Consider the following 22,463-nt stretch of genomic DNA (forward strand, 5'->3'; position numbering starts at 1 on the left):
CTGAAGATTCCGCTCAGAGAAGGAAGCGCATTTTGTTTCCGGCCGATTCGGATATTTTGATTCGGAAGAGACTGTTTGTGCAAGATTTATTAATTCAGTGTCTCGTTACAGATAAGCCCTGAACACCTGAACTTCTATGCACTGCGAAAGTTTTCGCAGTGAAAGAGGCTCAATTACTACGAAGATCTTCGCAGTGAGAATCTGCATGGTGATTTTTTCAAGTCACTACGGGACATGCAGGGATTCCCGGTTGTATGCTCGCCTCTCGAACACACGTTGCCGCTGGCACCGCCGCCTCCGGTTCTGAATCCCTCCCGCTCTGAGGAGAAGCCCAGTGAAAGACAAATCCGAGACCGTCAGACTCACGGAGCCGGAGATCCCCGTCGGCAGAGAGGACGACTTCATCAACGTCCTGCACACTCTGGATTCGGCGGTCAACCTGATCCTGAGGGGGCCGAGGCATTCCGGAAAGACGACGATCTGCATCATGGCCGCGAAAAAAACAGGGCGACCCTTTGTGTGCATCCCCTGCGAGACGATCTTCTCGGAGGCGGACTTTGCACGACAGATCCTTCCGCTTCTCCCCGTCAGATGTCACATGCAGCCGCCGAGGACGATTGAGGACGCGCTCAGGCTGCTTGAGCGCGCTGGAGAAACCGTGCGCCCCATCGTCATCTTCGACGAGTTCCCGGAGATGGTGAAGAACATGCCCGGCGTAGACAAGCCGCTGCGCGCCTACATCCAGTTGATGCAGAACGTCAGCTTCGTCTTCATCGGAACCGACAAGGAGGCGATGTTCAAGCTCTTCAACCGCTACGAAGCCCCGTTCTTCAATTCCGGACGGGATCTGCGCTTCTATGCCGACTGATCGCCTCCAGCATCCTCAGGCCGCCTGCTGCGCCGCGCGGCACGCCTCGATGTGCTGCTTGGGCGGCATGCCGAAGGTGCGCTTGTATTCGCGCGAGAAGTACGCGGCACTCTCGTAGCCCACCTCGAAGGCGGCGCTCGCCGCGTCCTTGCCCTCGTCCATCATCAGGCGCCTCGCCTCGTAGAGGCGCAGCGTCTTCACGTACTGGCGCGGGCTCGCGTCAAGCACTTCGCGGAAGCGACGGTAGAAGGTCGCGGGGCTCATGCCGATGCGGCTCGCCGCCTCGGCGATGTCGAAGTCCCTGCGGTAGTTGGCGCGCATCCAGGCCGCGGCCTCGCGGATGCGGTTCTCCGCGGCCCCGCTGTTGAAGAGCGAGCGGAAGGCGCCGGCGGCCGGGCTCGTGAGAAGACGGTAGTAGAGCTCCTCCTTCACGAGAGGCGCGAGGAACGTGGCGTTCTCGCCCTCGTCGGAGAGACGGATGAGCCTCAGGAAGGCGTCGAGGATCTCCTCGGTGGCATCGAACACCGCCACGGCCTTCGAGCCCTGCATCTCGCCGCGCGCGAACGCGGGCTGGGGACGGTCACGGAGGCGCGCGAGCACCGCGGTCATGACCTCCTCCTCAATGTCGAGCACCATGCCGAGAAAGGGCGTCTCGTGGGTGGCGCCCACCGCCTCGAAGGAATCGGGGAGCTCGACGCTCGTCACGATGCAGGAGCCCGCGCCGTAGGAGAGGCGCGTGCCGAGCATGTTGGCCTCCTTGCGGCCGGCGACGATGAGACCGACGGCGCAGGTGGACACGCAGTCGTCCATGCGGTTGCTCACCTCGCGGCGCATGAGCTTGAGGCCGCTCACCTGGATCTTGAGCGACCCCGCGTGCGTGAGGCGCTGCTTCACCTCGTTCTGAAGCGCCTCAATCCGTTCTGCGACTCTGTCCATGGTCCTGCCCTCCGGTCCGGAAGTTCCTTTTCTGTTGAGAAAGAGGATAACCGCCCGTGCCGGAGGAATGTGTTTCGATTCGTTCAAAGTGAGCGAAAAAGGCAAAAACAAGGGCTGTTTTGATAATCACTGTTTCCGGCGCTGGAGGATGATTGCCACAGTGAAATTTCCTCAGGGGTTCCCTGATTTCTCAGGAAGATCATCATGCAGCGCAGAACACTCCTTCGTCATGCGGCGGCAGCCGCCACCGCGGCCGGCGTTACATTTACAGCGGGCTCCGTGAGCGCAGCGGACAATCCGAAGCGCGTCCTCATCGTCATCTATTCGCGTCGCGGCGAGGAGTACGCGCCGGGCGGCGCGGAGCTTCTCGATGTCGGTCATACGGAACGCATGGCCCGCGTCATCGCGAAGGTGACGGGCGGTGAGCTCCTGCGCATCGACACCGTGAAGGCCTATCCGGTCAACTACCGCGAGATGACCGAGGTGGCTCAGGAGGAGCTGAACGCGAACGCCCGTCCCGAGCTCTCGACGCCGATCCCGGACATGTCGAAGTACGACACCGTCTTCATCGGACACCCGATCTGGTGGTCGGAGATGCCGATGGCGATGCGCACCTTCCTCGACAAGGTGGATCTGTCGGGCAAGAAGGTCGCGCACTTCACCACGCATGCCGGCAGTGGGCTGGGCAGCTCCGACAGGACGCTGCGCCGCGTTGTGAAGGGCGCCGAGTTCCTCGAGCCCCTCGCCATCACGGGCCGTCAGGTGGACGCGTCCGAGGCGAGGATCACCTCGTGGGTGAAGAGCCTCGGCTTCTGAGGCTGGAAATGAAGAAGGGGCTCCGCAAAGAAGCCCCTCCTCGAAAAAACACGCTTTCAGGCGTCGTCCGCGCTCACCGCGCCGGCAGCAGAAGCAGCAGGAACCCGGGGTTGCTCACGAACTGCCCGTTCATGAAGATGCCCTGCTGATTGATGTCGATGTGCGACTGGTAGACGCCGGAGATGAGCTTCACCTCGCCGTTCAGCATCGGCTCGGCGATGGTCTCGCGCGGAATGAAGCTCTCGGGGATCGAGAGGTCGAAGCTGCCGAAGTGCGCGACGCTCTTCTCGTCGACCGTGGCCTCGAACCGTCCCGTGAGGGTCGCGGTCTGGCGGCCCTTCACGTACTTCATGCTGTCGAGCACGAGCGCGAGCTCGCGGTTGACGTAGCCCTCATACCAGAGCTCGAAGAAGCGCGCCGGCGCCGCGAGGTCGCTCGCGAACCTGTTCGAGACCTCCACCATCTCCTTCATGAAGGCGTCCGACATGCCGGTGAGACGCAGATCCGCGCTCACGCGGTCGGGATTCTCGCCCTCGGCCTTCGGCTTCACGATCGCGACCGAGAGACGCTCCTCCCAGACCGGAGCCTTCGGATCGCTCTCAGCCTTTTCGCTCTTCTTCGCCGCCATCGGCTCGGTCGAGAGAGTGAGGCTGAAACCCTCGCCCTCGAGGTCCTCCATCGCGAAGGGACCGGTCTTCATCTCGAAGGCCGCGAGCGGGCGGTCGGCGGGATAGACGAGCTTCGCCGAGAGTTTCTGTGCGGTGAGGAGCGGCTTCTTCTGAAGGTCCGTGCAGGCGAGGCCCTTCAGATCGACCTTGCCCCAGTTGCCCTTCTCCTCGAGGTGGATGGTGAGCTCCATCGGCTCGAGGCTGCAGACGAGATTCGCATCCCGCTCCACGACCGTCATGGAGCCGAGACGCCAGCGCACGGGCCTGGGCTTGCCCGTCGGCGTGACGTCGAGGATCAGCTCCTCGGTGATGTCCTCGCCGTCGCCGGGCGCGTTGAAGAGCTGCCCGAAGCCGACCTCCTGGTCGAGCTTCAAGCGCGTGCGCGTGCCCCAGCCCATGGCCGCATGGCCCGTCCAGGCGGCGATCACGCCGTTCGGTCCCTCGGCCGTTACCCGGAAGTCGCGCGTGCGCCAGGTGCGCCCGCTCTCCACGTAGGCGAGCGTCGCCCCGCCCGGCCTCTCGGCAATGATCTGCGAGACCGTCTGATCCCAGAGCCGGCCCTCATAAGTCACAAGCCCGTAGCCCGCGGCGGCGAGCACCACGACCGCGCCGACGCCGGCGGAAATCCAACCCTTCTTTGACAGCGCCACGCCATCCTCCACATCCGTCGCGTGCGCACCTCATCATTCAGGGCCGCCGCGATCTTTTTTGACGAAAGGTGGAAGCGTAACAAATTCCACATGCAGACGCGAGTCATCCGTCAGCAGGTGTCTCTGTTTACGACTCCCCCGTATCTCCCGCGAGTCGCTCAGGCGGCCCCGCCCTTCGAGTTATCCACAGGGGCGCCGGAGGCCCGATCTGCGCCGTCCACAGGGTTATCCACAGGCTTTGAAGTCCCGGAACCCGCGCCGGCACTGGGTTCGCGCCCTGCCGGGGCTTTTTCCGCGGATGCACTGGGGACAACTCCGTCGGCGGCCTTCGCGCGCTCCCTGCGATGCGCGATCGAGCTCGCGATCACCTTGTCGACGCGCCTGCCGTCCATGTCGACGATCTCGAAGCGCCAGCCGCCCCATTCGGCGACGTCGCCCTCGCGCGGCAGCCGGCAGAGAAGAAGCATCATCATGCCGGCGAGCGTGCTGTAGCGGCCCTCGTCCTCCTCGGGGACGTTCTTCAGATCGAGCACGTCCTTCAGTTCCGGTACCGGGATGATGCCGTCGAGCAGCCACGAGCCATCCTCGCGGCGGCTCGCCCAGGAGTCGTCCGGGCGCTCGGGCTTGAACTCGCCCGCGATCGCCTCGAGCACGTCGCGCGGCGTGACGAGGCCCACCACCTCACCGTACTCGTCGACGACGAGCGCCATCGGCACGTCCGTGCGGCGGAAGTGCTCGAGGAGCTCCATGCCGGTGAGCGACTCGGGAACGTAGTTCACCTTGGCGAGATGGCTCGAGAAGTCGGCCTTGCCGGTTTCGAGGATCTGCTGCAGGAGCGTCCTCGTCGAGCACACGCCCTTCACGTTGTCGAGGCTGCCCTCGCAGACGGGCATGCGGGAGCGGCGCGAGCGGCGGATGAGCTCGATGTTCTCCTCGGCGCTGTCCTCGAGGTTGATCCAGCTGATGTCGGCGCGCGGCGTCATGAGCGAGGCCACCTGGCGGTCGTCGAGGCGGAAGACATTGCGAACCATGTCGCGCTCGACCTCCTCGATCACACCCGACTCCTGGCCCTCCTCGATCATCGCGTGGATCTCCTCCTCGGTGACGGTCGCCTCACCCGTGTCCTTGATGCCGAGACGCGCGAGGAGCATGGTGGTCGAGACCGAGAGGAGCTTGACGAACGGAGCGGCGATCACGCTGAGCAGATGGATCGGGGGCGCGATGCGGCAGGCGATGCGCTCGGGCGACATCTGTCCGATGCGCTTCGGCACGAGCTCGCCGAGCACGATCGAGAAGTACGTGATGAGCACGACGACGAGCACCACGCCGATCACGTGCGCGGTCTCCTCGCTCACGCCGAAGCCCATGAGGACCTCGGCCATGGGCTTCGCGAGCGCGGACTCGCCGACGATGCCCGAGAGAATGCCGATCGAGGTGATGCCCACCTGGATGGTCGAGAGCGCGCGGGTCGGATCGGCGTTGAGCTCCTGGGCACGGTTCGCGCCCGTCGTCTTCTCCTCGGCGAGGAGCTGCAGACGCGCGCGGCGGCTCGCGACGAGCGAGATCTCGCTCATGGCGAAGACGCCGTTCAGAAGGATCAGTATGAGAAGAAGCAGTACGTCTATTGAGCTCGACATGGCTGGTTCGGAGGGGTGATTCTGGTGGTGTCGGTTCTAGGGGGTCTTCGGGCGGGCCGGTCAGTCCCACTCGCAGGGCATGCGCCGCGGGTCGGTGCCCGAGAGGAGCGCGATGAGGCCCTGGAGCGCGGTGATCGCCGCCTCGAGCCGCACGGCGGCGCGGTCGCCCGGCGCGTGGATCGTGCGCACGCTCGTGACGATGCCGCCCTCGGGCGTCTTCCTGGCCCAGCCGATGCAGACGGTGCCGACGGGCTTCTCCGGGGTCCCGCCCGAGGGGCCCGCCAGGCCCGTGAGGGCGACGGCGAGGTTCGCGTCCGAGTTGCTGATCGCTCCGCGGGCCATCGCCTCGGCGACGGGCTCGGAGACGACGCCGTGCTCGAGGATCATCTTCTCGGGAACGTCGATCATCTCGACCTTCGCCTTCGACTGGTAGGTGACGAAGCCGCGGTCGAACCAGGCCGACGAGCCGGCCACGCCCGTGATGAGTTCGCTCACGAGTCCGCCCGTGAGGCTCTCCGCGGTGGCGATGAGGCTCTTGCTCTCAAGCGCCTTCGCGCCGAGGATCCCGGCCGCGTGCTCGGCCTGTCTGCGCAGCATGGAAATCTCCGGAGGGGTCGTCGGGCGGGCCGCGGCCTGCGCGAAGGGCGCGGCCACGGCCGCGACGGAGCCGGCGACGACGGTGCCGAGGAACTGACGACGGGAAATGCCTTTGCTCATGTTTCTTCTCTTCCGTTGGGTTTTCTATGGGGCCGGTCAGTCCCACTCGCAGGGCATGCGCTGCGGGTCGGTGCCCGAGAGGAGCGCGATGAGGCCCTGGAGCGCCGTGATCGCGGCCGAGAGTCGCACGGCCTGGCGGTCGCCCGGCGCGTGGATCGTGCGCACGCACGTGACGATGTCGCCCTCGGGCGTCTTCTCGGCCCAGCCGATGCAGACGGTGCCGACGGGGGTCTCAGGCGTCCCGCCCGAGGGGCCCGCGACGCCCGTGAGGGCGACGGCGAGGTTCGCGTCCGAGGTGCCGATCGCCCCGCGGGCCATCGCCTCGGCGACGGGCTCGGAGACGACGCCGTGCTCGAGGATCATCTCCTCGGGGACGTCGATCATCTCAACCTTCGCCTTCGACTGGTAGGTGACGAAGCCGCGGTCGAACCAGGCCGAGGAGCCGGCGACGCCCGTGATGAGTTCGCTCACGAGGCCGCCCGTGAGACTCTCCGCGGTGGCGATGAGGCTCTTGCTCTCGAGCGCCTTCGCGCCGAGGATCTCGGCCGCGAGCTCGGCCTGTTTGCGCAGCATGGTCATGGGGTTCTCCGGGAGACGTCAGGCGAGGAAGCGCAGGACGCCATAGTAGGCGGCGAGCACGAGCTCGATCGCGGCCCAGGCGAAGAGCGCGGCAAAAAGATCGTCGAGCATCACGCCGAAGCCGGTCTTGAGGTTCTTGTCGATCCACGAGCCCGGCCAGATCTTCACGATGTCAAAGAGGCGGAAGGCGACGAAGGCCGCGGCCCACCAGGCCCAGCCCGAGGGCAGCGCGAGGCAGAGCGCCCAGACGGCGGCCACCTCGTCGACGACAAAGCCGCCGTGATCGCAGATGCCGATGTCGCGGCCGGACTTCTCGCAGGCCCAGCAGCCGGCGAGGAAGAGCACGACCGTGGCCGCGATCCACGCTTCGAAGCTCACCCAGGGCGAGAGGAAGCCGAAAAGGAGCACGCCCGCGAGCGTGCCCCAGGTGCCCGGGGCCGGGCGGATGAGTCCGACGCCCGCGAACGTCGCGATGAAGTGCGCGGGGGACGTGAAGGCGAAGCGCGGCGTGAGCCGCACGCGGTTCGCGGGACTGCCCGGGGAGTATTTCTCGAGCATCAGCCTTCCTCGTGGTCAAAGTGGTCGAAGCCGACCTTGGTGAGTTCAACGAGCATGCCGTCGCCGGCGCGGACGGTCACGGCGCGCGAGGTGCGCGGCACCACGCGCCCGATGCAGGTGACCGGGGTGCCCGTCCTGAGCGCGGCCTCGTAGATGCGGTCGCGCGCCGAGACGGGCGCGGTGAAGATGAGTTCGTAGTCGTCGCCGCCCGTGAGCGCGGCCTCGTGCTGGCGCGGGATCGTCATCGACTTCAAGGCGGTCGAGATGGGGAGGCGCTCCCAGTCGATCTCGGCCGAAACGCCGCTCCGCTCAAGGATGTGTCCGAGGTCGGCGAGAAGGCCATCCGAGATGTCGGCGCAGGCCGAGGCCGCGCCGATGATCGCCTGGCCGAGCGCCACGCGCGGGGTCGGGCGGTCCATGCGCGCGAAGAGCGCGGGCTCGAGGTCCGGCATCACGGTCCACTCGCCCCAGCGGCACTTGAGCGCGGCGTACGCGTCGCCCACGGTGCCCGAGACCCAGATCTCGTCGCCCGGCTTCGCGCCGGCGCGCGTGAGGCCCATGCCCGCGGGGAGGTCGCCCATCGCGGTGATGCTGATCGTCACCGGGGCGTGGCGGCCGTTCACCTCGGGGGTCCGGGTCGTGTCGCCGCCGAGCAGAGCGCAGCCCGACTCGCGGGCGAGCCCCATCAGGCCGCGCGAGAAGTCGGCGAGCCACCCGTCATCGCGGCGCGGCAGTCCGATCGAGAGAAAGAAGGCGCGCGGGATCGCTCCGGCCGCGGCGAGGTCCGAGAGATTCACCGCGAGCGCCTTGTAGCCCACGTTCTCCGGATCCGCGTCAGGCAGGAAGTGCGTGCCCATCGCCATCATGTCGCAGGTGACGGCAAGCCGTCCCGCGCCCGTGTCAATGATCGCGCAGTCGTCCCCGACGCCCTGGCTCTTCCAGGCGCCGAAGGTCTGATACGTGAAGAATTTCTCAATGATCTGAAATTCACCTGCCTGCGGCATTTCTCACTAGCCTCCAACAACTTGAACCGCCTCCTCAGGCTCCCTCAGAGGAGTCCCGGGCGGCTTTCCTGCCGGGTTATCGTAATCGAATTTCACCGGCTCAAACTGTGCGAAAAGGCCGCCCGTCGAACGACGAACAGCCTTCTCCCGTCTCATCGGTATGCCGTCCGGGCGCGGGGCCCCTGAGACAGCGCGGATGAATCCTTTTACGCCTTGGCGCCCTCGGTGTGATCCGCGGCGAACTCCTCGGAGCGGACCTTCTTCGCGACGCCCTCGAGGACGGCGTTCGTGAAGCGGTAGCCGCTGCCGAAGCGCTTGGCGAGCTCGATCGCCTCGTTGATCGCGACGCGGTAGGGCGTCTGCGGGCAGCGCATGAGCTCGAACGTGCCGAGGAAGAGGATCGCGCGCTCGACGAGCGAGACGCGCTTCAAGTCGCGGTCCACGAACTCGCGGAACGTCTCCTCGACGGCCTCGTGCTCGCGGAGCACGCCCGTGTAGAGGAGGTCGAGAAGCTCGCGGTCGCAGTGCTCGAAGTCCTCGGGCGTCACGTCGATGCCCTCGACGGCGGCGCCGTCCTCGCCGAGCAGCTCCACCAGGCCGGCAGTCCTCGTCGCGATGATCTCGTTGATGCTCTTGTTCTTCTCGTCCTCACGCTCAGGATCGGCGATCCATTCGTAGACGCCGAGAAGGGCAAAGACGCGCGCGAGGCGGCGCGGCGTATGCATCTGACGGCTGGACTTGCGGGCTTCGGTCATGTTGGTCGGTCTCACTCAGGAAGAAGCGGTCTTTCGGGCCCGGGGGCCCTTCGAAGAAAAGCCGCGGATTTTAACGCGGCTTTCCTCATGAAGTCAGGGCGGAGGCCCTGAATCAGATTTCCTCGTCCTCGTCGTCGGACTCGAAGTCGTCGGCGGTGACGAACTCCTTGGCGAGGTTGGCCATCTCAACGGCGCACTGCGCGCAGTCGCGGCCCTTGATGTTGAGGCGCTCCTGGCACTGCTCGTCGGTGTTGGTCGTGAGCACGCCGTTGGCGATGGGGATGTCGAAGTCGAGCGCGACGCGCGAGATGCCGGCGCCGGCCTCGTTCGAGACGAGCTCGAAGTGATACGTCTCGCCGCGGATGACGGCGCCGAGCGCGATCAGCGCATCGTATTCCTCGGTCGTGGCGAGCTTCTGCAGCGCGAACGGGATTTCGAGCGCGCCGGGGACGGAGACCTTCGTCACATCCTCGTCGACCACGCCGAGCTTGCGCAGTTCATCCATGCAGGCTTCGTACAGGCCGCGTCCGGCGTATTCATTGAAGCGCGAGACCACGATGCCGATGCGAAGATCGGTGCCGTCAAGCGAAGTCGGGATGATGTCAACTGCCATTTGATTCTCCTCTGGGATGAGCTTTGGCTGCGCACCCCGCGGGACTTCTCCCGGGGAGGCGTCGTTATGAAAGACGTTCTGTTCTGAGCCGCGCCGTGAACTTAGCCGGTGCGGCTCCTCGAACCGTTCATTTTACCGCAGGCACGCTGATTCTGAGCGCCCGCGGCGTGCATTCCGACCTGTCCCGACGGGCTCCGGGACGGCCTCCGCCGGCTGATGACAAAACCGTGACCGCCCTCCCTTCCTTTTCACAAAACCTTCACGACGCCGTCAATGAACCGAAACACCCGCTTCATAGACTCCCCCGCAGTTTCTCCTCGGGCGCGAAGCCGCTCCTGATGCATCCGGGCCGATTCCGAGCCATATCCGAGCCCTGCCCGATCTCAAGCTTCGCGCCCCGTCCAACTGTCCGAAACCCATCACAGGGATACTCAAAAGTGAAGAAGACTCTCATTTCATCGGCCGCCGCCGCGGCGATGCTCGCCATCCTCTCGGCCGGCACGGCCAATGCCGCCCAGATCTACCCGGTCGACCATGCGCGCTTCATGACGAACTCGCGCTTTGACTTCAAGATCGAGCTCGACAAGGTCGCCGACCGCAAGGACATCAAGGTCGAGATCAACGGCGCCGACTACAAGAAGGTGCTGCAGGGCGACGAGATCTACATCGCCCAGGAAATGGACGCCGAGGGCTCCGCGATCATCGTCCGCGACGTCGAGATCAGGAAGCCCGGCAAGTACACCGTGACGGTGAAGAGCCCCGAGGGCGAGATGCGCGCCAACTGGGACATCTACACGACGCCCGAGAAGCCCGTCGCCAAGAGCGTGATCATCCTGCTTGCCGACGGTCTCTCGGTCGGTCACCGCACCGCCGCCCGCATCCTCTCGAAGGGTGTGACGAACGGCATGTACCGTGCGCCGCTCGCCATGGACAACATGCCGCACATGGCGCTCCTCGGCACGAGCTCGGTTGACACCATCACCGCCGACAGCGCGAACACCGCCTCGGCCTACATGACCGGCCACAAGTCCTCCGTCAATGCCCTCGGCGTCTACGCCGACCGCACGAAGGCGAGCCAGGACGATCCCCGTCAGGAAACGATCGCCGAGCTCCTGCGCCGCAAGACCGGCAAGGCGATCGGCGTCGTCTCCGACGCCGAGATCGAGGACGCGACGCCCGCCTCGGTCGTCTCCCACACCCGCCGCCGCGCCGACAAGGCCGACATCGTCGGCATGTTCTGGGATGTCCGCCCGGATGTGATCCTCGGCGGCGGCTCGGCCTACTTCCTCCCGCAGGGCACGCCCGGCTCCAAGCGCAAGGACGGCACGAACTACCTCGAGATGTTCACGGGCGACGGCTACAAGTTCGTGAGCGACCGCACCGAGCTCAATGACGCCGTCAAGGGCAAGGCTCCCTCGAAGCTCCTCGGTCTCTTCCACACCGGCAACATGGACGGCTGGATCGACCGCCACCAGTGGAAGGGCAACACCGTGAAGAAGTTCCCGAACCAGCCCGACCTCACGGAGAGCTTTGACGCCGCCGTCAAGGTGCTCGAGCAGAACAAGAACGGCTTCTTCCTGATGCTCGAAGCGGGCCTCGTCGACAAGTTCTCGCACCCGCTCGACTGGACGCGCTCGGTGGGCGAGGCGATCGCCTTCGACAAGGTGGTTGAGAAGGCCCAGAAGTACTGCGACGAGCATCCCGACACGCTTCTCATCGTCACGGGCGACCACACGCACTCGATCTCGGTCGCGGGCACGGTCGATGACAACAAGCCCGGCAACGACATGCGCGACAAGGTCGGCGTCTACGCCGGCGCCGGCTACCCCAACTACGAGGACAAGGACGGCGACGGCTTCCCGGACGACTTCGCTCCCTCGAAGCGCCTCGCGGTCTTCTTCGGCGCCCACCCGGACTACTACGAGACCTACCGTCCCTACAAGGACAAGACCTTCAACCCTGCCGTGAAGAACGAGAAGGGTGAGTACGTCGCTGACGCCCAGTACAAGGACGTCGAGGGCGGTCACTTCGTCGAGGGCAACCTGCCGAGGAACGAGAGCCAGGGCGTGCACACGGTCGATGACCTCGTCGTCACCGCCCGCGGCCCGCGCTCCGAGGAAATCCACGGCTTCATGAACTCGACCGAGGTCTTCCGCGTGATAGCCGAGGCGCTCGCTCTCGGCCACTGAGCAAACGGATCTCCTGGAAACGGGGGCGCGCCGCCGTGAGTCTTTCGGCGCGTCCCCGAGTCCCGGACCGCACAGCATCTGAAGGCGAAGCGCCCGGCAGTCCGGACCTTCGCCTTCCGTCGTATTCGTTTTTAAAAGACCTGCCTCATGCAACGCAGACAGTTTCTTCGCTCGGCGGCACTCTGCGCGCTCGCGCCGGTGGCGCTCGGAGTCCGCGGCGCCCTTGCCGCCCCCGCGCCCAACCTCGCCTTTGACGAGATGTACGCGGGCGTCTCGGTGCTCGGCCTCAAGTTCTCCGAGAAACTCAAAAGCCTTGATCAAAAGCCTGTCACGATCCTCGGCTTCATGGCGCCGCCGCTCAAGGCCGACGCGCACTTCCTCGTCCTCACCAGGGAACCCGTGAGCCTCTGCCCCTTCTGCAACACCGACGAGGACTGGCCCGACAGCATCATCGTGGTGTACCTCGACGAGAAGCAGGAGTTCGTGCAGAGCAACCGCCTGATCGCCGTCTCCGGAACGCTCGAGCTCGGCAGCCGCACCGACGAGGAGACGGGGTTCGTGAGCCTCGTGCGCATCGTCGCGGCCAGGTTCGAGCCGGTCTGAGGAAGCTCCTATGGAACCCTTCGACCTCTCGATCGACGCGGCCGAGCTCGCGGTCGCCGACGGCGAGGAGCGCCGCGTCATCTTCTCCGCCGAGAACTTTCACCTTCCCGCCGGCGCGCGGCTCGGCGTGCGCGGTGCCTCCGGCGCGGGAAAGAGCACCTTTCTGAAGCTCCTCTCCGGCATCCTCGTCACCACCTCCGGCTGCGTGCGCTGGGGAGAGACGAACCTTTCCCAATTGCCCGAGGCCGAGCGCGACCGCTGGCGCGGCGCGAACTGCGGCTTTCTCTTTCAGGACTTCCGGCTCTTCGAGGACTTGACCGCCGAGGAGAACGTGCTGCTCCCGATCACCTTCACCCGCGCCATACGCGCGGAGGACCGCGAGGAGGCGAGGAAGCTCCTCAAGCAGCACGGCGTGCGGCACTCGACGCGCGCGGGGCGCCTCTCGAGGGGCGAGATGCAGCGCACCGCGCTCGCCCGCGTGCTCCTCGCGCGCCCGAAGGTGATCCTCGCCGACGAGCCCACTGCGAGCCTCGACGCGAGGCGCGCCGACGCCGTCACCGACGCCCTCCTCTCCGCGGCCGACGAACTCGGCGCCACGCTGATCCTCGTCTCGCACGACGAGCGGGTGCTCGCGCGCTTCTCGCGGACGGTCGAGCTCGTCGCCAGCCGCCTCATTGACGAAAGGACGCAGACGAAGCGCGCGTCGGGGAGGTATTTATGCATGTGCTGATGCTCTTGAAGAGCGAGCTCCGGCGCTCCGCGGGCGTGCTGCTCGGCATGGCGCTCGTCCTTGCGCTCTCGCTCGCGCTTGCCGTCTCGGCGGGCCTCACGGAGCGCATGCTCCGCTCGTCGTCGGCCGCCGCCGCGGACCGCTTTGACCTTCTCGTCGGCGCGAAGGGAAGCGCCACGTCGCTTCTGCTCGGCACCGTGTACCTGCGCGACGAGCCGCTCGGGCTCGTTCCCGCCGAGGCGATGAATTCCCTCATCGGCGCCAAGGGCGTGCGCTGGGCCGCTCCCGTCGCCTTCGGCGACCGCGTGGGCCGCGCGGCTCTTGTCGGCACCACCCGGGCGCTCGTCACCTTCGGAGGTGCGGCGCCCCTCTCCGAGGGCCGCGTCTTCGAGGCTCCGAACGAAGCCGTAGCGGGCGCCGCGAGCGGACTCAAGGTAGGCGACACATTCCTCCCCATGCACGGGCGCGCCCACGGCGCGGGGCACGCGCACGCGGAGTCGCGCTTCACGGTCGTCGGTGTGATGCCCGCCTCCGGAACGCCCTGGGACCGCGCGGTGCTCGTCCCCATCGAACGGATCTGGTCGATGCACGGCGCGGACGCCCATGAGGAACATGAAGAGCATGACCATGCAACCGAACCGCTCGAGGAATGGATGCACGAGGATCTCTCAAAGCTTCCCGGCATGTCCGCGGTCGTGGTGAAACCGGTCACGGTGGCCGATGCCTACAGGCTCAGACAGGTCTTCTCGAAGAAGTCCGTGAATTCGCCCGACGGCACCCAGGTGAATCTGATGGGCGTCTTCTCGGGCGAGGTTTTGGTCGAGCTCTACGCCGCCATGGGCGGCGCTGCCAAAGCGCTCTCCTTCATCACCGCGCTCACGGTGGCGATCGCGCTCGCCGCGACCCTCATCACGGGCGTGCTTCTCGGAAGACTCAGGCTCCCCACGCTCCTTGAGCTCCGCGTGCTGGGCGCGCCGCGCGTCTACGTCGGGACATTGCTCTGGCTCATCGTCATGACGGTGGCCGTGGCGGGCACCGCGGGAGGCATAGCCCTGGGCTGGCTGTTTGCCTCGCTCTGCGGCACCGTGCTTGAGGCCGAGACCGGCATCGCCATGGCGCCGCTGCTCTCGCTTGCGGAGGCGAAGCTCGCCCTCATGACGCTCGGCTCCGGAGCGGTCTGCGCACTGATCCCGGCCTGGCTCGCGGGGCGCGCGAAGATGCATTGATCACGAAGCGCTCAGACACGAAGGCCCGGGCCTGAATGAACAGGTTCCGGGCCTCTGCGTCATGAGAGCATGAGGATCGTCAGATCTTCAGACCGCGCTCCCACTGCACCGGGATCGAGACGCCCTCGACCTTCTTGACGCCAAGCGCACGGGCGGCGTTCCAGCCCCAGCGCGGGTCGGCGAGCATCTCGCGGCCGATGTCGATGATGTCGGCGGCGCCGTCGCGCAGGATCGTCTCGGCCTGCCAGGCCTCGGTGATGAGTCCGACGGCGAAGACAGGCAGCCCGCTCTCCTCGCGCACGCGGCGCGCGAACGGCACCTGGTAGCCCGGGCCGACGGGGATGTCCGCAGACGGGGTGTTGCCGCCCGTGGAGACATCGACGAAGTGCATGCCCTGGGCCTTCGCGACCTTGACGAGCTCGAGCGTCTCCTCGAGCGTCCAGCCGTCATGCTCCCAGTCCGTGGCGGAGACGCGGATGCCCACCGCAGTGTTCTCGGGCACCGCGGTCTTCACGGCGTTCATCACGTCATGCGCGAAGCGCATGCGGTGCTCGAGCGCGCCGCCGTAGGCGTCGATGCGGTGGTTGGAGAGGGGCGAGAGGAACTGGTGAATGAGGTACCCGTGCGCCATGTGGATCTCAATGCCGTCCACACCGGCGCGAACGGCACGCGCCGCGGCCTCGCCGAAGGCGGCGATGATCTCCTCGCACTCGCGGGTCTCGAGCGCGCGGGGCTTCATGAACCCTTCGCCGAAGGCGATCGCGGAGGGCGCGCGCGGCAGCCACCCGCCGTCGGCGGGCTCGATCGTGCCGGTGCCCTTCCAGGCCGGGGGAATGCTCGCCTTGCGGCCGGCGTGATTCAACTGAATGATGATCTTCACACCGGGCTGGATCTCGCGCATGAAGGCGACGAGGTTCTTCAGACCCTTCTCGCACTCGTCCGACCAGAGGCCGAGGTCCGCGTCCGAGATGCGGCCCTCGGGCGTCACGGCGGTGGTCTCGATGCAGATGAGGCCGGCGCCGGAGGCGGCCAAGGAGCCATAGTGCATGAAGTGGAAGGGCTGCGCCACGCCGCTCCTCGCGCTGTACATGTCCATCGGCGGCACGGCGATGCGGTTCGCCACCGTCATCGGGCCGATTTTGATCGGCGAGAAAAGCATCGTTTCCATTGTTCTTTCTCTCTCTTTTTTCCTCCCGCTCCGAGGGGGCGCGGGAACAAGGTCATTCTCTGTTTCGTCCGGGCGAAGGCAGCTTCTCCTGAGGGAGCCCCAGGCTCCCAAAAGAGAAACGCGCCCGTCGAGACCGGCCGGGCTTGAATCGGCTGTCTCGGGGCGCGCCTGACGCGGATCCCCTTCGGGCTCAGGGCCTCAGGGGAAGTGCTCTCGACTTAGAAGAGCGCGTCTTCGTCCTTGAGCGAAAGCATACGCTCAATGTAACGGGCGATCGTGTCGATCTCGACGTTAACGTAGGTCTGCGGCTTGAGGTGCTTCAAGGTCGTGACCTCGACGGTATGCGGGATCAGGTTGATCGAGACGAGCGTGTCGAGCGCCGTGTCCTCGACCTTGTTGATCGTGAGCGAGACGCCGTTGATCGTGATCGAACCCTTGTAGGCGACGTAGGGCGAGAGCTTGCGCGGAACGCGCACGACGAGCCTCCAGGACTCGGCGACCTGCTCCATCGACTCGACCTGGCCCACGCCGTCGACGTGGCCGCTCACGATGTGGCCGTCGATGCGGTCCGAGAGCCTCATCGCCTTCTCGAGGTTCACCTCGCCGAAGGTGTCGAGGCCCGTGGTCGTCGCGAGGCTCTCGGCGGAGACGTCGATCTTGAACTCGCGGTCACTCACTTCGACGACCGTCATGCAGGCGCCGTTCACGGCGATCGAGTCGCCCACCCGGACCTCGTCGAGCCCGAGATCGGGCGCAAGAATCGTGAGCCGCACGCCGTTGCCGAGCTTCTCGGGCTCGCGAACCTTGCCGATGGCCTGAACAATGCCGGTAAACATCTTGTCTTATCTCCTCAGAAGAATTCGGATGTCGCCCCCGACGGGTGCGACGGAATGAATGCGCCACCGCGGCGCCGCGCCCGGACTCTCGGGCGGCGTGACGTTCGCGAGCGGCAGCCCCGGGCCGAAGAGGCACGGCGCCATGAAAACCAGGAGCTCGTCAGCGAGCCCGGCGTCGAGGAAGGCGCCCGAGAGCCGGGGACCGGCCTCGACGTGCACCTCGTTCACTTCCCTTGCGGCGAGCTCGGCGAGGAGCCCCGCAAGATCGACGCGGCCGGGCCTGACGGGATCGGGCATAAGGATAACCTCTCCGCCGGCGGCTTCAAGTGCCTCACGGCGCGCCGGGGCGTCCTGAACCGCAACAAAAAGTACCTTTCCGCCGGGCGAGTGCAGGATTTTCGCGTCCGGCCGGGTCTCGAGCCGCGGATCCACCACGACGCGCAGCGGCTGCCGTTCCAGACCCTCGAGCCTCGCGTTCATCTGCGGATCGTCCGCGGCGACCGTTCCGGCGCCGGTGAGAACCGCGCCCGCGCGGGCGCGCCAGCGCTGCACGTCGGCGCGGGCCTCCGCGCCCGTGATCCACTGCGAGCGCCCGTCAGACAATGCAGTTCGGCCGTCGAGCGTCACCGCGGTCTTCACGCGCACCCAGGGCATCCGCTGCGTCATGCGTTTCATGAAGCTCGCGTTCACCTCGCGGGCCTCGGCGTCCCTGACGCCGAGCGCCACCTCAATGCCCGCCTCGGCGAGCATCCTGAGACCCCTGCCGTGCACCTGCGGGTTCGGGTCGCCCGTGGCGGCGACCACGCGCTTCACGCGCGCGTTGATGAGCGCGAGCGCGCAGGGCGGGGTCCTGCCGTAGTGCGAGCAGGGCTCGAGCGTCACGTAGACCGTCGCGCCCTCGACCGACTCGCCGCGCTCAAAGGCGTCGCGCAGCGCCATCACCTCGGCGTGCGGGCCGCCCGTTTTCTGCGTGTGCCCGGAGCCGATCAGGCGCCCGTCCTTCACGATCACCGCGCCCACCGACGGATTCGGAGGCGAAATCAGCAATGCCTTTCTGGCCTCGTCGAGCGCGAGGTCCATCCAGGCCTCGTCAACGCCCCGGAGCAGTTTTTCCTCGGATTCCTGCATGCGTCTCTCCTCGGGAAGAGTTGTTCGTTACGGAAGTCGGCTCACCTCGACGAGCCCGAGCGGCCGCGGCGGCGGCCGCCGCCCTCCTCGCCTGTCTCGGACTGCTGCTGCCGGATTGCTTCCTCGATCATCAGCGTGAAGCTCTTCGGGTCGTCGATGTTGAGGTAGACGGAGGCGAAGCGGATCCAGCCGATGATGTCCATCGCGCGCAGTTCCTCGAGCACGTAGTCGCCGATCACCTTCGAGCGCACCTCGCGGTCGCCCGAGAGCATCAGGCGCTGCTCGATCGCGTCGACCGCGGCGTCGATCCTCTCCGACGAGATAGGACGTTTTCTGAGCGCGAGCTCCATCGAGGCGCGCAGTTTCCGTCTGTCATATTCAACGCGCAGCCCGCCCCTTTTCACAATCCAGGGCATGAGGTAGGAAATGCGCTCGAACGTCGTGAAGCGCTTGCCGCATTGCGGGCACTCACGGCGCCGGCGAATCACCGTGCCGGGATCCGGCGTGCGGGAATCCACGACACTCGTCTGCGGACACTGACAAAAAGGACAATGCATAAATATGCGCTCCTTGAGACGAATCTTTTTCTGTAGTCTCAAGTTTACACAATCTGCAGTCTTTTCAGCGAATTATCCGCAACATATTGTGTTGATCCGGTTTACAGCCTTTTTCAGAAAATGAAACTCCCCGGTCCTCACGGGAAGGAACGGGGAGTTCAGAAGCGAAAAGTTTTCAGGAAAATCCGGAAATTACTTCGCGCCGTAGACCGGGAAGGCGGTCGTGAGCTTGGCGACCTCGGCGCTCACGCGGTCGAGGACGGCCTGGTCCTCGGGGGCCTCAAGCACGTCGACGATGAGGTTCGCCGTGAGGCGCGCCTCTTCCTCGCCGAAGCCGCGGGTCGTCATTGCGGGCGAGCCGAGGCGGATGCCGGACGTGACGAAGGGCTTCTCCGGGTCGTTCGGGATCGCGTTCTTGTTGACCGTGATGCCCACCGAGTGGAGCACGGTCTCGGCGAGCTTGCCGGTGATCTTGAGGGGCCTGAGGTCCACGAGCATGACGTGGCTCTCGGTGCCGCCCGAGACGATGCGGAGCCCGCGGGCCATGAGCTGCTCGGCCATGACCTCGGCATTGCGGATGACCTGCTTCTGGTACTCCTTGAACTCGGGCTTCAGAGCCTCGCCGAGCGCAACGGCCTTCGCGGCAACGATGTGCTCGAGCGGGCCGCCCTGCATGCCCGGGAAGACCGCGGAGTTGATCTTCTTCTCAAGGTCGGGGCGCACGAAGATGAGGCCGCCGCGCGGGCCGCGCAGCGTCTTGTGCGTCGTGGTCGTGACGATGTCGGCGTGGCCGAACGGGGTCGGGTAGACGCCCGCGGCGACGAGGCCCGCGTAGTGGGCCATGTCGACCATCAGCAGAGCGCCCACGGAGTGCGCGATCTCGGCGAAGCGCTTGAAGTCGATTCGCTTCGAGTAGGCCGAGGCGCCTGCGATGATGAGCTTCGGCTTGCATTCGTTGGCGAGGCGCTCGACCGCGGCGTAGTCGATCTCCTCCTTGTCATCAAGGCCGTACGGGACGCAGTTGAAGTACTTGCCCGAGAAGTTGAGGTGCATGCCGTGCGAGAGGTGGCCGCCCTCGGCGAGCGAAAGGCCCATGAAGGTGTCGCCGGGATTGAGCACCGCGAGGAAGACGGCGGAGTTGGCCTGGGCGCCCGAGTGCGGCTGCACGTTGACGGCCATCTCGACGCCGGCGGGCTCGCAGAAGAGCTTCTTCGCGCGTTCGATCGCGAGACGCTCGATCTCGTCGACGAACTCGCAGCCGCCGTAGTAGCGCTTGCCGGGATAGCCCTCGGCGTACTTGTTCGTCAGGCAGCTGCCCTGAGCGGCCATGACGGCGGGCGAGGCGTAGTTCTCGCTCGCGATGAGCTCGATGTTCTGTTCCTGACGCTTGTTCTCCGCGTCAATCCACTGCCAGACATCGGGATCAAGCTTGGCGGGGCACTCGTTGGTATTGAACATTTGGAATGTTTCTCCTCGGGTTCGATGAATTTCCCTCTCCGGGCACGGAATCTGAAAAGGAGCGGCGGCAGGGGAGTTTTAAACAGCTCGCTCCTTGCCGAAGGTCCCGGCTGCCGGGTCGGGTTCTCAAGAGACGGTTCTGACAGGCGAAGGGCCTCGGAATCGATGAGGCCCTTCTCCTTTTGACTAGCAAAAACTGCGCCGGAAGCCGCTCACAGGGAGGTCCAGTGAGCGGCAGGACGATCCGGGGTGCCGGATCAGGCTCCGCGCAGACGCGGGTTCAGTGTATATCGGCCGACGAGTTCGGCGGTGCCCAGAACATGTCCCTTCATGGCCTGATCGACATCATTCCAGGTGAATGCCTTAGGCAGATCAGGAATCTGGGGTATGTCGAGCGCGATCACCTGGAAGCGGTAGTAGTGGCGGCGCGCATCGAAGAAGGGCGGGCAGGGGCCGTCGTAGCCGGTGCCGACCTCGCCCGGCTTCACCTTCTCGCCGCGGCTGTAGTCGTTGACGCCGGCGCGGCCGAGCGCCGCGGGGGTCTTCTTCCCGTGCTCGAGCGCGCCCTCGGCCACCTCGGTCACCTCCGGGCTAACGTTCGCCTGCACCCAGTGGATGAAGCGGCGGCGGGGCTGCGAGGCGGGGAGTTCCCCGGTGGCGTCACGCTCCTCGAGGTTCGTCGGCACGTCGTCGTCGATGCAGCAGAGGACGAGCGACTTCGTGCCCTCGGGCACGTCGCTCCAGGCGAGGTGCGGGTTGCGGTTGTCCGAGCCGACGGTCTTGCCGCCCGCGCCGATGCGGCCGTAGGCGCAGCGCTCGGGGATCATCTCGCCTTCGTAGAAGGTCCTTGAACTGATTTCCATGGGGTTCCTCCAGGGAAAAGAAAAACACGTCCTCGAACCGTAGCACGAAGTCGGGCCTCAGAACCTCAGCCAAAAGGTGGCAGGGCCGTCATTGACGAGGCTCACAAGCATGTGGGCGCCGAATGACCCGGTCTCGACCGGGACGCCCTCGGCCCGCAGGGCCTTGACGTAGTCCTCGTAGAGGCGGCTGGCCACGTCAGGCGCCGCCCCGTTCGAGAAGCTCGGGCGGTTGCCGGAGAGGCAGTCCGCGGCGAGCGTGAACTGGGAGACGGCGAGCACCGAGCCGCCCGTGTCGAGGACCGAGCGGTTCATGCGGCCCGCCTCGTCCTCGAAGACGCGCAGGCGGGCGGTCTTTCTCGCCGCCTTCGCCACCGTCTCCGCGGTGTCGGCCGGCTCCGCGCAGACGAGCGCGAGGAACCCGGGGCCGACGGCCCCGAGAAGCTCGTCCGGGGCCCCGGCCTCGCCGCGGCGGTCGACGCGTGCCTCACGCACGCGCTGCAGCAGAACGATCATGCCGCGACCACGGTGATGCGCGCCCAGCGGCGCTTGCCCACCTGGACGATGAGCGGCTCGCCCGCCTTGATGCGGAGCTGCCGGTCGGAGATCTGCTCGCCGTTGATGCGCACGCCGCCCTGGTCGATGTTGCGGCCGGCCTCGGCGTTCGAGGGCACGAGGCCCGCGGCCTTGAGCATCGCCATCACGCCGATCTCGCCGCCCGGGGCGGGAACCGTCACCTCGGGGATGTCGCTCGGGATCGCGCCCTTCTGGAAGCGGGCGCTGAACTCGCGCTCCGCCTCGTCAGCGGCGGCGGCGCTGTGGAAGCGCTCGACGATCTCGCGGGCGAGCATGACCTTGGCGTCGCGCGGGTTGCGGCCCTCGGAGCACTGCTTCTTCAGGTTCGCGATCTCGTCGTTGCCCTTGAGAGAGAGCAGGTCGTACCAGTCCCACATCAGGTCGTCGGAGATGCTCATCACCTTGCCGAACATGTCGTTCGGGGCGTCGGTGATGCCGATGTAGTTCTTCTTGCTCTTGCTCATCTTGACGACGCCGTCAAGACCGACGAGGAGCGGCATCGTGAGGATGCACTGCGGCTCCTCGCCGTACTGGCGCTGGAGCTCACGGCCGACGAGGAGGTTGAAGCGCTGGTCGGAGCCGCCGAGCTCGAGGTCGGCCTTGAGCGCGACCGAGTCGTAGCCCTGCATGAGCGGATAGAGGAGCTCGTGCATGGCGATCGGGTGCTCCTCCTTGAAGCGCTTGGCGAAGTCGTCGCGCTCGAGGAGGCGGGCGAGCGTGTAGCGGCTCGCGAGCTGGATCATGCCGGTGGCGCCGAGGGCGTTGCTCCACTCGGAGTTGTAGCGGACCTCGGTCTTCTCAAGGTCGAGGATGTGGCCGGCCTGGTCGAGGTAGGTCTTGGCGTTCACCTCGATCTGCTCGCGCGAGAGCGGCGGACGGGTGGTGTTGCGGCCCGACGGATCGCCGATCGCTGCGGTGAAGTCGCCGACGAGGAAGATCACGGTGTGGCCGAGGTCCTGCAGCTGGCGGAGCTTGTTCAGGACCACCGTGTGGCCGATGTGGATGTCAGGGGCTGTCGGGTCGAGGCCGAGCTTGCAGCGCAGGGGCTTGCCGGTCGCCTTGGAGCGGGCGAGCTTCTGCTCGAACTCGGACTGGATGAGGAAGGTGTCGGAGCCGCGGGCGATGAGCGCCATCGCTTCACGAATGTCGTCCGTAACGGGGAAGGTCTTGTCCCCGGCGTTTTCTTGAGTCATCGATGCGAAATCTGGGTGTCTGATAGCTGTTGCCTAGGGCGGAAGCGCCTCGGTTGCGGCGGGTGCAGCCTCACCCGGAACGGCGCCAATTCGCCGTCCTGCCGTCCGCGGCTTTTCCGGTCCGCGGCTACTTTAGCA

23 protein-coding genes are annotated in these 22,463 nt (G+C 66.1%); 6 read left to right on the top strand and 17 right to left on the bottom strand.

The window, feature by feature from the left end; translation table 11 throughout:
- Positions 1–334: 334 nt before the first annotated feature.
- Positions 335–868, top strand: coding sequence for an ATP-binding protein (locus Q4F91_RS07570; protein WP_303336351.1), 534 nt, complete (start codon positions 335–337; stop codon positions 866–868).
- A gap of 15 nt (positions 869–883) precedes the next feature.
- On the opposite strand, the gene Q4F91_RS07575 is transcribed toward Q4F91_RS07570, so the two are convergent.
- On the bottom strand, positions 884–1,804 hold the full coding sequence (locus tag Q4F91_RS07575; protein WP_303336353.1) for an AraC family transcriptional regulator: 921 nt from the start codon (positions 1,802–1,804) through the stop codon (positions 884–886).
- Positions 1,805–2,008: 204 nt separating this feature from the next.
- Here Q4F91_RS07575 and Q4F91_RS07580 point away from each other — a divergent pair, with 204 nt between their 5' ends.
- Complete coding sequence (locus Q4F91_RS07580) at positions 2,009–2,620, top strand: flavodoxin (RefSeq protein WP_303336355.1); 612 nt, start codon at positions 2,009–2,011, stop codon at positions 2,618–2,620.
- A 73-nt stretch (positions 2,621–2,693) separates the two neighbouring features.
- Here the strand turns inward: Q4F91_RS07580 and Q4F91_RS07585 are convergent, their stop codons facing one another.
- The 8 genes from Q4F91_RS07585 to ribH form a co-directional block, all read right to left on the bottom strand.
- Positions 2,694–3,938 carry a hypothetical protein gene (locus Q4F91_RS07585; protein WP_303336357.1) on the bottom strand — a complete coding sequence of 415 codons (1,245 nt, stop codon included), beginning with the start codon at positions 3,936–3,938 and terminating at the stop codon, positions 2,694–2,696.
- Positions 3,939–4,096: 158 nt separating this feature from the next.
- The gene (locus tag Q4F91_RS07590; protein ID WP_303336359.1) at positions 4,097–5,575 is read right to left on the bottom strand and encodes a hemolysin family protein; all 1,479 of its coding nucleotides are present in this window, start codon (positions 5,573–5,575) and stop codon (positions 4,097–4,099) included.
- A gap of 60 nt (positions 5,576–5,635) precedes the next feature.
- Entirely contained in the window at positions 5,636–6,172 is a 537-nt protein-coding gene (locus Q4F91_RS07595; RefSeq protein WP_303336389.1) for a CinA family protein, read from the bottom strand.
- Positions 6,173–6,328: 156 nt separating this feature from the next.
- On the bottom strand, positions 6,329–6,871 hold the full coding sequence (locus Q4F91_RS07600; protein WP_303336361.1) for a CinA family protein: 543 nt from the start codon (positions 6,869–6,871) through the stop codon (positions 6,329–6,331).
- 18 nt (positions 6,872–6,889) lie between these two features.
- Complete coding sequence (locus tag Q4F91_RS07605) at positions 6,890–7,429, bottom strand: phosphatidylglycerophosphatase A (protein ID WP_303336363.1); 540 nt, start codon at positions 7,427–7,429, stop codon at positions 6,890–6,892.
- Positions 7,429–8,433: a thiamine-phosphate kinase gene (gene thiL, locus Q4F91_RS07610; RefSeq protein ID WP_303336365.1), complete on the bottom strand. Its 1,005-nt coding sequence runs from the start codon at positions 8,431–8,433 to the stop codon at positions 7,429–7,431. Before thiL ends, Q4F91_RS07605 begins: the two co-directional genes overlap by 1 nt.
- Positions 8,434–8,639: 206 nt before the next feature.
- Positions 8,640–9,188: a transcription antitermination factor NusB gene (gene nusB, locus Q4F91_RS07615; RefSeq protein WP_303336367.1), complete on the bottom strand. Its 549-nt coding sequence runs from the start codon at positions 9,186–9,188 to the stop codon at positions 8,640–8,642.
- 112 nt (positions 9,189–9,300) lie between these two features.
- Entirely contained in the window at positions 9,301–9,801 is a 501-nt protein-coding gene (ribH, locus tag Q4F91_RS07620; protein ID WP_303336368.1) for a 6,7-dimethyl-8-ribityllumazine synthase, read from the bottom strand.
- 437 nt (positions 9,802–10,238) lie between these two features.
- Here ribH and Q4F91_RS07625 point away from each other — a divergent pair, with 437 nt between their 5' ends.
- The 4 genes from Q4F91_RS07625 (at position 10,239) to Q4F91_RS07640 (ending at position 14,549) form a co-directional block, all read left to right on the top strand.
- The gene (locus Q4F91_RS07625) at positions 10,239–11,990 is read left to right on the top strand and encodes an alkaline phosphatase (RefSeq protein ID WP_303336370.1); all 1,752 of its coding nucleotides are present in this window, start codon (positions 10,239–10,241) and stop codon (positions 11,988–11,990) included.
- A gap of 147 nt (positions 11,991–12,137) precedes the next feature.
- Entirely contained in the window at positions 12,138–12,593 is a 456-nt protein-coding gene (locus Q4F91_RS07630) for a hypothetical protein (protein ID WP_303336371.1), read from the top strand.
- A gap of 10 nt (positions 12,594–12,603) precedes the next feature.
- Positions 12,604–13,323: an ABC transporter ATP-binding protein gene (locus Q4F91_RS07635; protein WP_303336372.1), complete on the top strand. Its 720-nt coding sequence runs from the start codon at positions 12,604–12,606 to the stop codon at positions 13,321–13,323.
- Positions 13,311–14,549 carry an ABC transporter permease gene (locus tag Q4F91_RS07640; protein WP_303336374.1) on the top strand — a complete coding sequence of 413 codons (1,239 nt, stop codon included), beginning with the start codon at positions 13,311–13,313 and terminating at the stop codon, positions 14,547–14,549. The genes Q4F91_RS07635 and Q4F91_RS07640 overlap by 13 nt, the downstream gene beginning before the upstream one ends.
- 79 nt (positions 14,550–14,628) lie before the next feature.
- Here the strand turns inward: Q4F91_RS07640 and Q4F91_RS07645 are convergent, their stop codons facing one another.
- The 8 genes from Q4F91_RS07645 to tyrS form a co-directional block, all read right to left on the bottom strand.
- Positions 14,629–15,717 (bottom strand): NADH:flavin oxidoreductase/NADH oxidase, encoded by a 1,089-nt coding sequence (locus tag Q4F91_RS07645; protein WP_303336376.1) that lies wholly within the window; start codon positions 15,715–15,717, stop codon positions 14,629–14,631.
- A 218-nt stretch (positions 15,718–15,935) separates the two neighbouring features.
- The gene (locus Q4F91_RS07650; protein WP_303336377.1) at positions 15,936–16,553 is read right to left on the bottom strand and encodes a riboflavin synthase; all 618 of its coding nucleotides are present in this window, start codon (positions 16,551–16,553) and stop codon (positions 15,936–15,938) included.
- Between the two features lie 6 nt (positions 16,554–16,559).
- A complete protein-coding gene (gene ribD, locus Q4F91_RS07655; RefSeq protein WP_303336379.1) occupies positions 16,560–17,681 on the bottom strand; it encodes a bifunctional diaminohydroxyphosphoribosylaminopyrimidine deaminase/5-amino-6-(5-phosphoribosylamino)uracil reductase RibD in 1,122 nt (373 codons plus the stop codon).
- 41 nt (positions 17,682–17,722) lie between these two features.
- Positions 17,723–18,238: a transcriptional regulator NrdR gene (nrdR, locus tag Q4F91_RS07660; protein ID WP_303336381.1), complete on the bottom strand. Its 516-nt coding sequence runs from the start codon at positions 18,236–18,238 to the stop codon at positions 17,723–17,725.
- Between the two features lie 192 nt (positions 18,239–18,430).
- Positions 18,431–19,696 carry a serine hydroxymethyltransferase gene (gene glyA / locus Q4F91_RS07665; protein ID WP_303336383.1) on the bottom strand — a complete coding sequence of 422 codons (1,266 nt, stop codon included), beginning with the start codon at positions 19,694–19,696 and terminating at the stop codon, positions 18,431–18,433.
- A 257-nt stretch (positions 19,697–19,953) separates the two neighbouring features.
- Positions 19,954–20,559, bottom strand: coding sequence for a YbhB/YbcL family Raf kinase inhibitor-like protein (locus tag Q4F91_RS07670; RefSeq protein WP_303336385.1), 606 nt, complete (start codon positions 20,557–20,559; stop codon positions 19,954–19,956).
- 57 nt (positions 20,560–20,616) lie between these two features.
- Complete coding sequence (gene dtd, locus Q4F91_RS07675; RefSeq protein WP_303336387.1) at positions 20,617–21,072, bottom strand: D-aminoacyl-tRNA deacylase; 456 nt, start codon at positions 21,070–21,072, stop codon at positions 20,617–20,619.
- Complete coding sequence (gene tyrS / locus Q4F91_RS07680) at positions 21,069–22,325, bottom strand: tyrosine--tRNA ligase (RefSeq protein ID WP_303336388.1); 1,257 nt, start codon at positions 22,323–22,325, stop codon at positions 21,069–21,071. Before tyrS ends, dtd begins: the two co-directional genes overlap by 4 nt.
- Between the last annotated feature and the right edge of the window lie 138 nt (positions 22,326–22,463).

Origin of the sequence: Sutterella sp. (assembly GCF_030539355.1) — a bacterium.
Classification (GTDB): domain Bacteria; phylum Pseudomonadota; class Gammaproteobacteria; order Burkholderiales; family Burkholderiaceae_F; genus Sutterella.

Excerpts from the sequence above, each read along its gene's own strand:
- Q4F91_RS07575 (WP_303336353.1), bottom strand. The coding sequence starts at position 1,804 with ATGGACAGAGTCGCAGAACGGATTGAGGCGCTTCAGAACGAGGTGAAG.
- Q4F91_RS07580 (WP_303336355.1), top strand. The coding sequence starts at position 2,009 with ATGCAGCGCAGAACACTCCTTCGTCATGCGGCGGCAGCCGCCACCGCG.
- Q4F91_RS07590 (WP_303336359.1), bottom strand. The coding sequence starts at position 5,575 with ATGTCGAGCTCAATAGACGTACTGCTTCTTCTCATACTGATCCTTCTG.
- Q4F91_RS07595 (WP_303336389.1), bottom strand. The coding sequence starts at position 6,172 with ATGCTGCGCAGACAGGCCGAGCACGCGGCCGGGATCCTCGGCGCGAAG.
- Q4F91_RS07600 (WP_303336361.1), bottom strand. The coding sequence starts at position 6,871 with ATGACCATGCTGCGCAAACAGGCCGAGCTCGCGGCCGAGATCCTCGGC.
- Q4F91_RS07605 (WP_303336363.1), bottom strand. The coding sequence starts at position 7,429 with ATGCTCGAGAAATACTCCCCGGGCAGTCCCGCGAACCGCGTGCGGCTC.
- thiL (WP_303336365.1), bottom strand. The coding sequence starts at position 8,433 with ATGCCGCAGGCAGGTGAATTTCAGATCATTGAGAAATTCTTCACGTAT.
- nusB (WP_303336367.1), bottom strand. The coding sequence starts at position 9,188 with ATGACCGAAGCCCGCAAGTCCAGCCGTCAGATGCATACGCCGCGCCGC.
- ribH (WP_303336368.1), bottom strand. The coding sequence starts at position 9,801 with ATGGCAGTTGACATCATCCCGACTTCGCTTGACGGCACCGATCTTCGC.
- Q4F91_RS07630 (WP_303336371.1), top strand. The coding sequence starts at position 12,138 with ATGCAACGCAGACAGTTTCTTCGCTCGGCGGCACTCTGCGCGCTCGCG.
- Q4F91_RS07635 (WP_303336372.1), top strand. The coding sequence starts at position 12,604 with ATGGAACCCTTCGACCTCTCGATCGACGCGGCCGAGCTCGCGGTCGCC.
- Q4F91_RS07640 (WP_303336374.1), top strand. The coding sequence starts at position 13,311 with ATGCATGTGCTGATGCTCTTGAAGAGCGAGCTCCGGCGCTCCGCGGGC.
- Q4F91_RS07645 (WP_303336376.1), bottom strand. The coding sequence starts at position 15,717 with ATGGAAACGATGCTTTTCTCGCCGATCAAAATCGGCCCGATGACGGTG.
- Q4F91_RS07650 (WP_303336377.1), bottom strand. The coding sequence starts at position 16,553 with ATGTTTACCGGCATTGTTCAGGCCATCGGCAAGGTTCGCGAGCCCGAG.
- ribD (WP_303336379.1), bottom strand. The coding sequence starts at position 17,681 with ATGCAGGAATCCGAGGAAAAACTGCTCCGGGGCGTTGACGAGGCCTGG.
- nrdR (WP_303336381.1), bottom strand. The coding sequence starts at position 18,238 with ATGCATTGTCCTTTTTGTCAGTGTCCGCAGACGAGTGTCGTGGATTCC.
- glyA (WP_303336383.1), bottom strand. The coding sequence starts at position 19,696 with ATGTTCAATACCAACGAGTGCCCCGCCAAGCTTGATCCCGATGTCTGG.
- Q4F91_RS07670 (WP_303336385.1), bottom strand. The coding sequence starts at position 20,559 with ATGGAAATCAGTTCAAGGACCTTCTACGAAGGCGAGATGATCCCCGAG.
- dtd (WP_303336387.1), bottom strand. The coding sequence starts at position 21,072 with ATGATCGTTCTGCTGCAGCGCGTGCGTGAGGCACGCGTCGACCGCCGC.
- tyrS (WP_303336388.1), bottom strand. The coding sequence starts at position 22,325 with ATGACTCAAGAAAACGCCGGGGACAAGACCTTCCCCGTTACGGACGAC.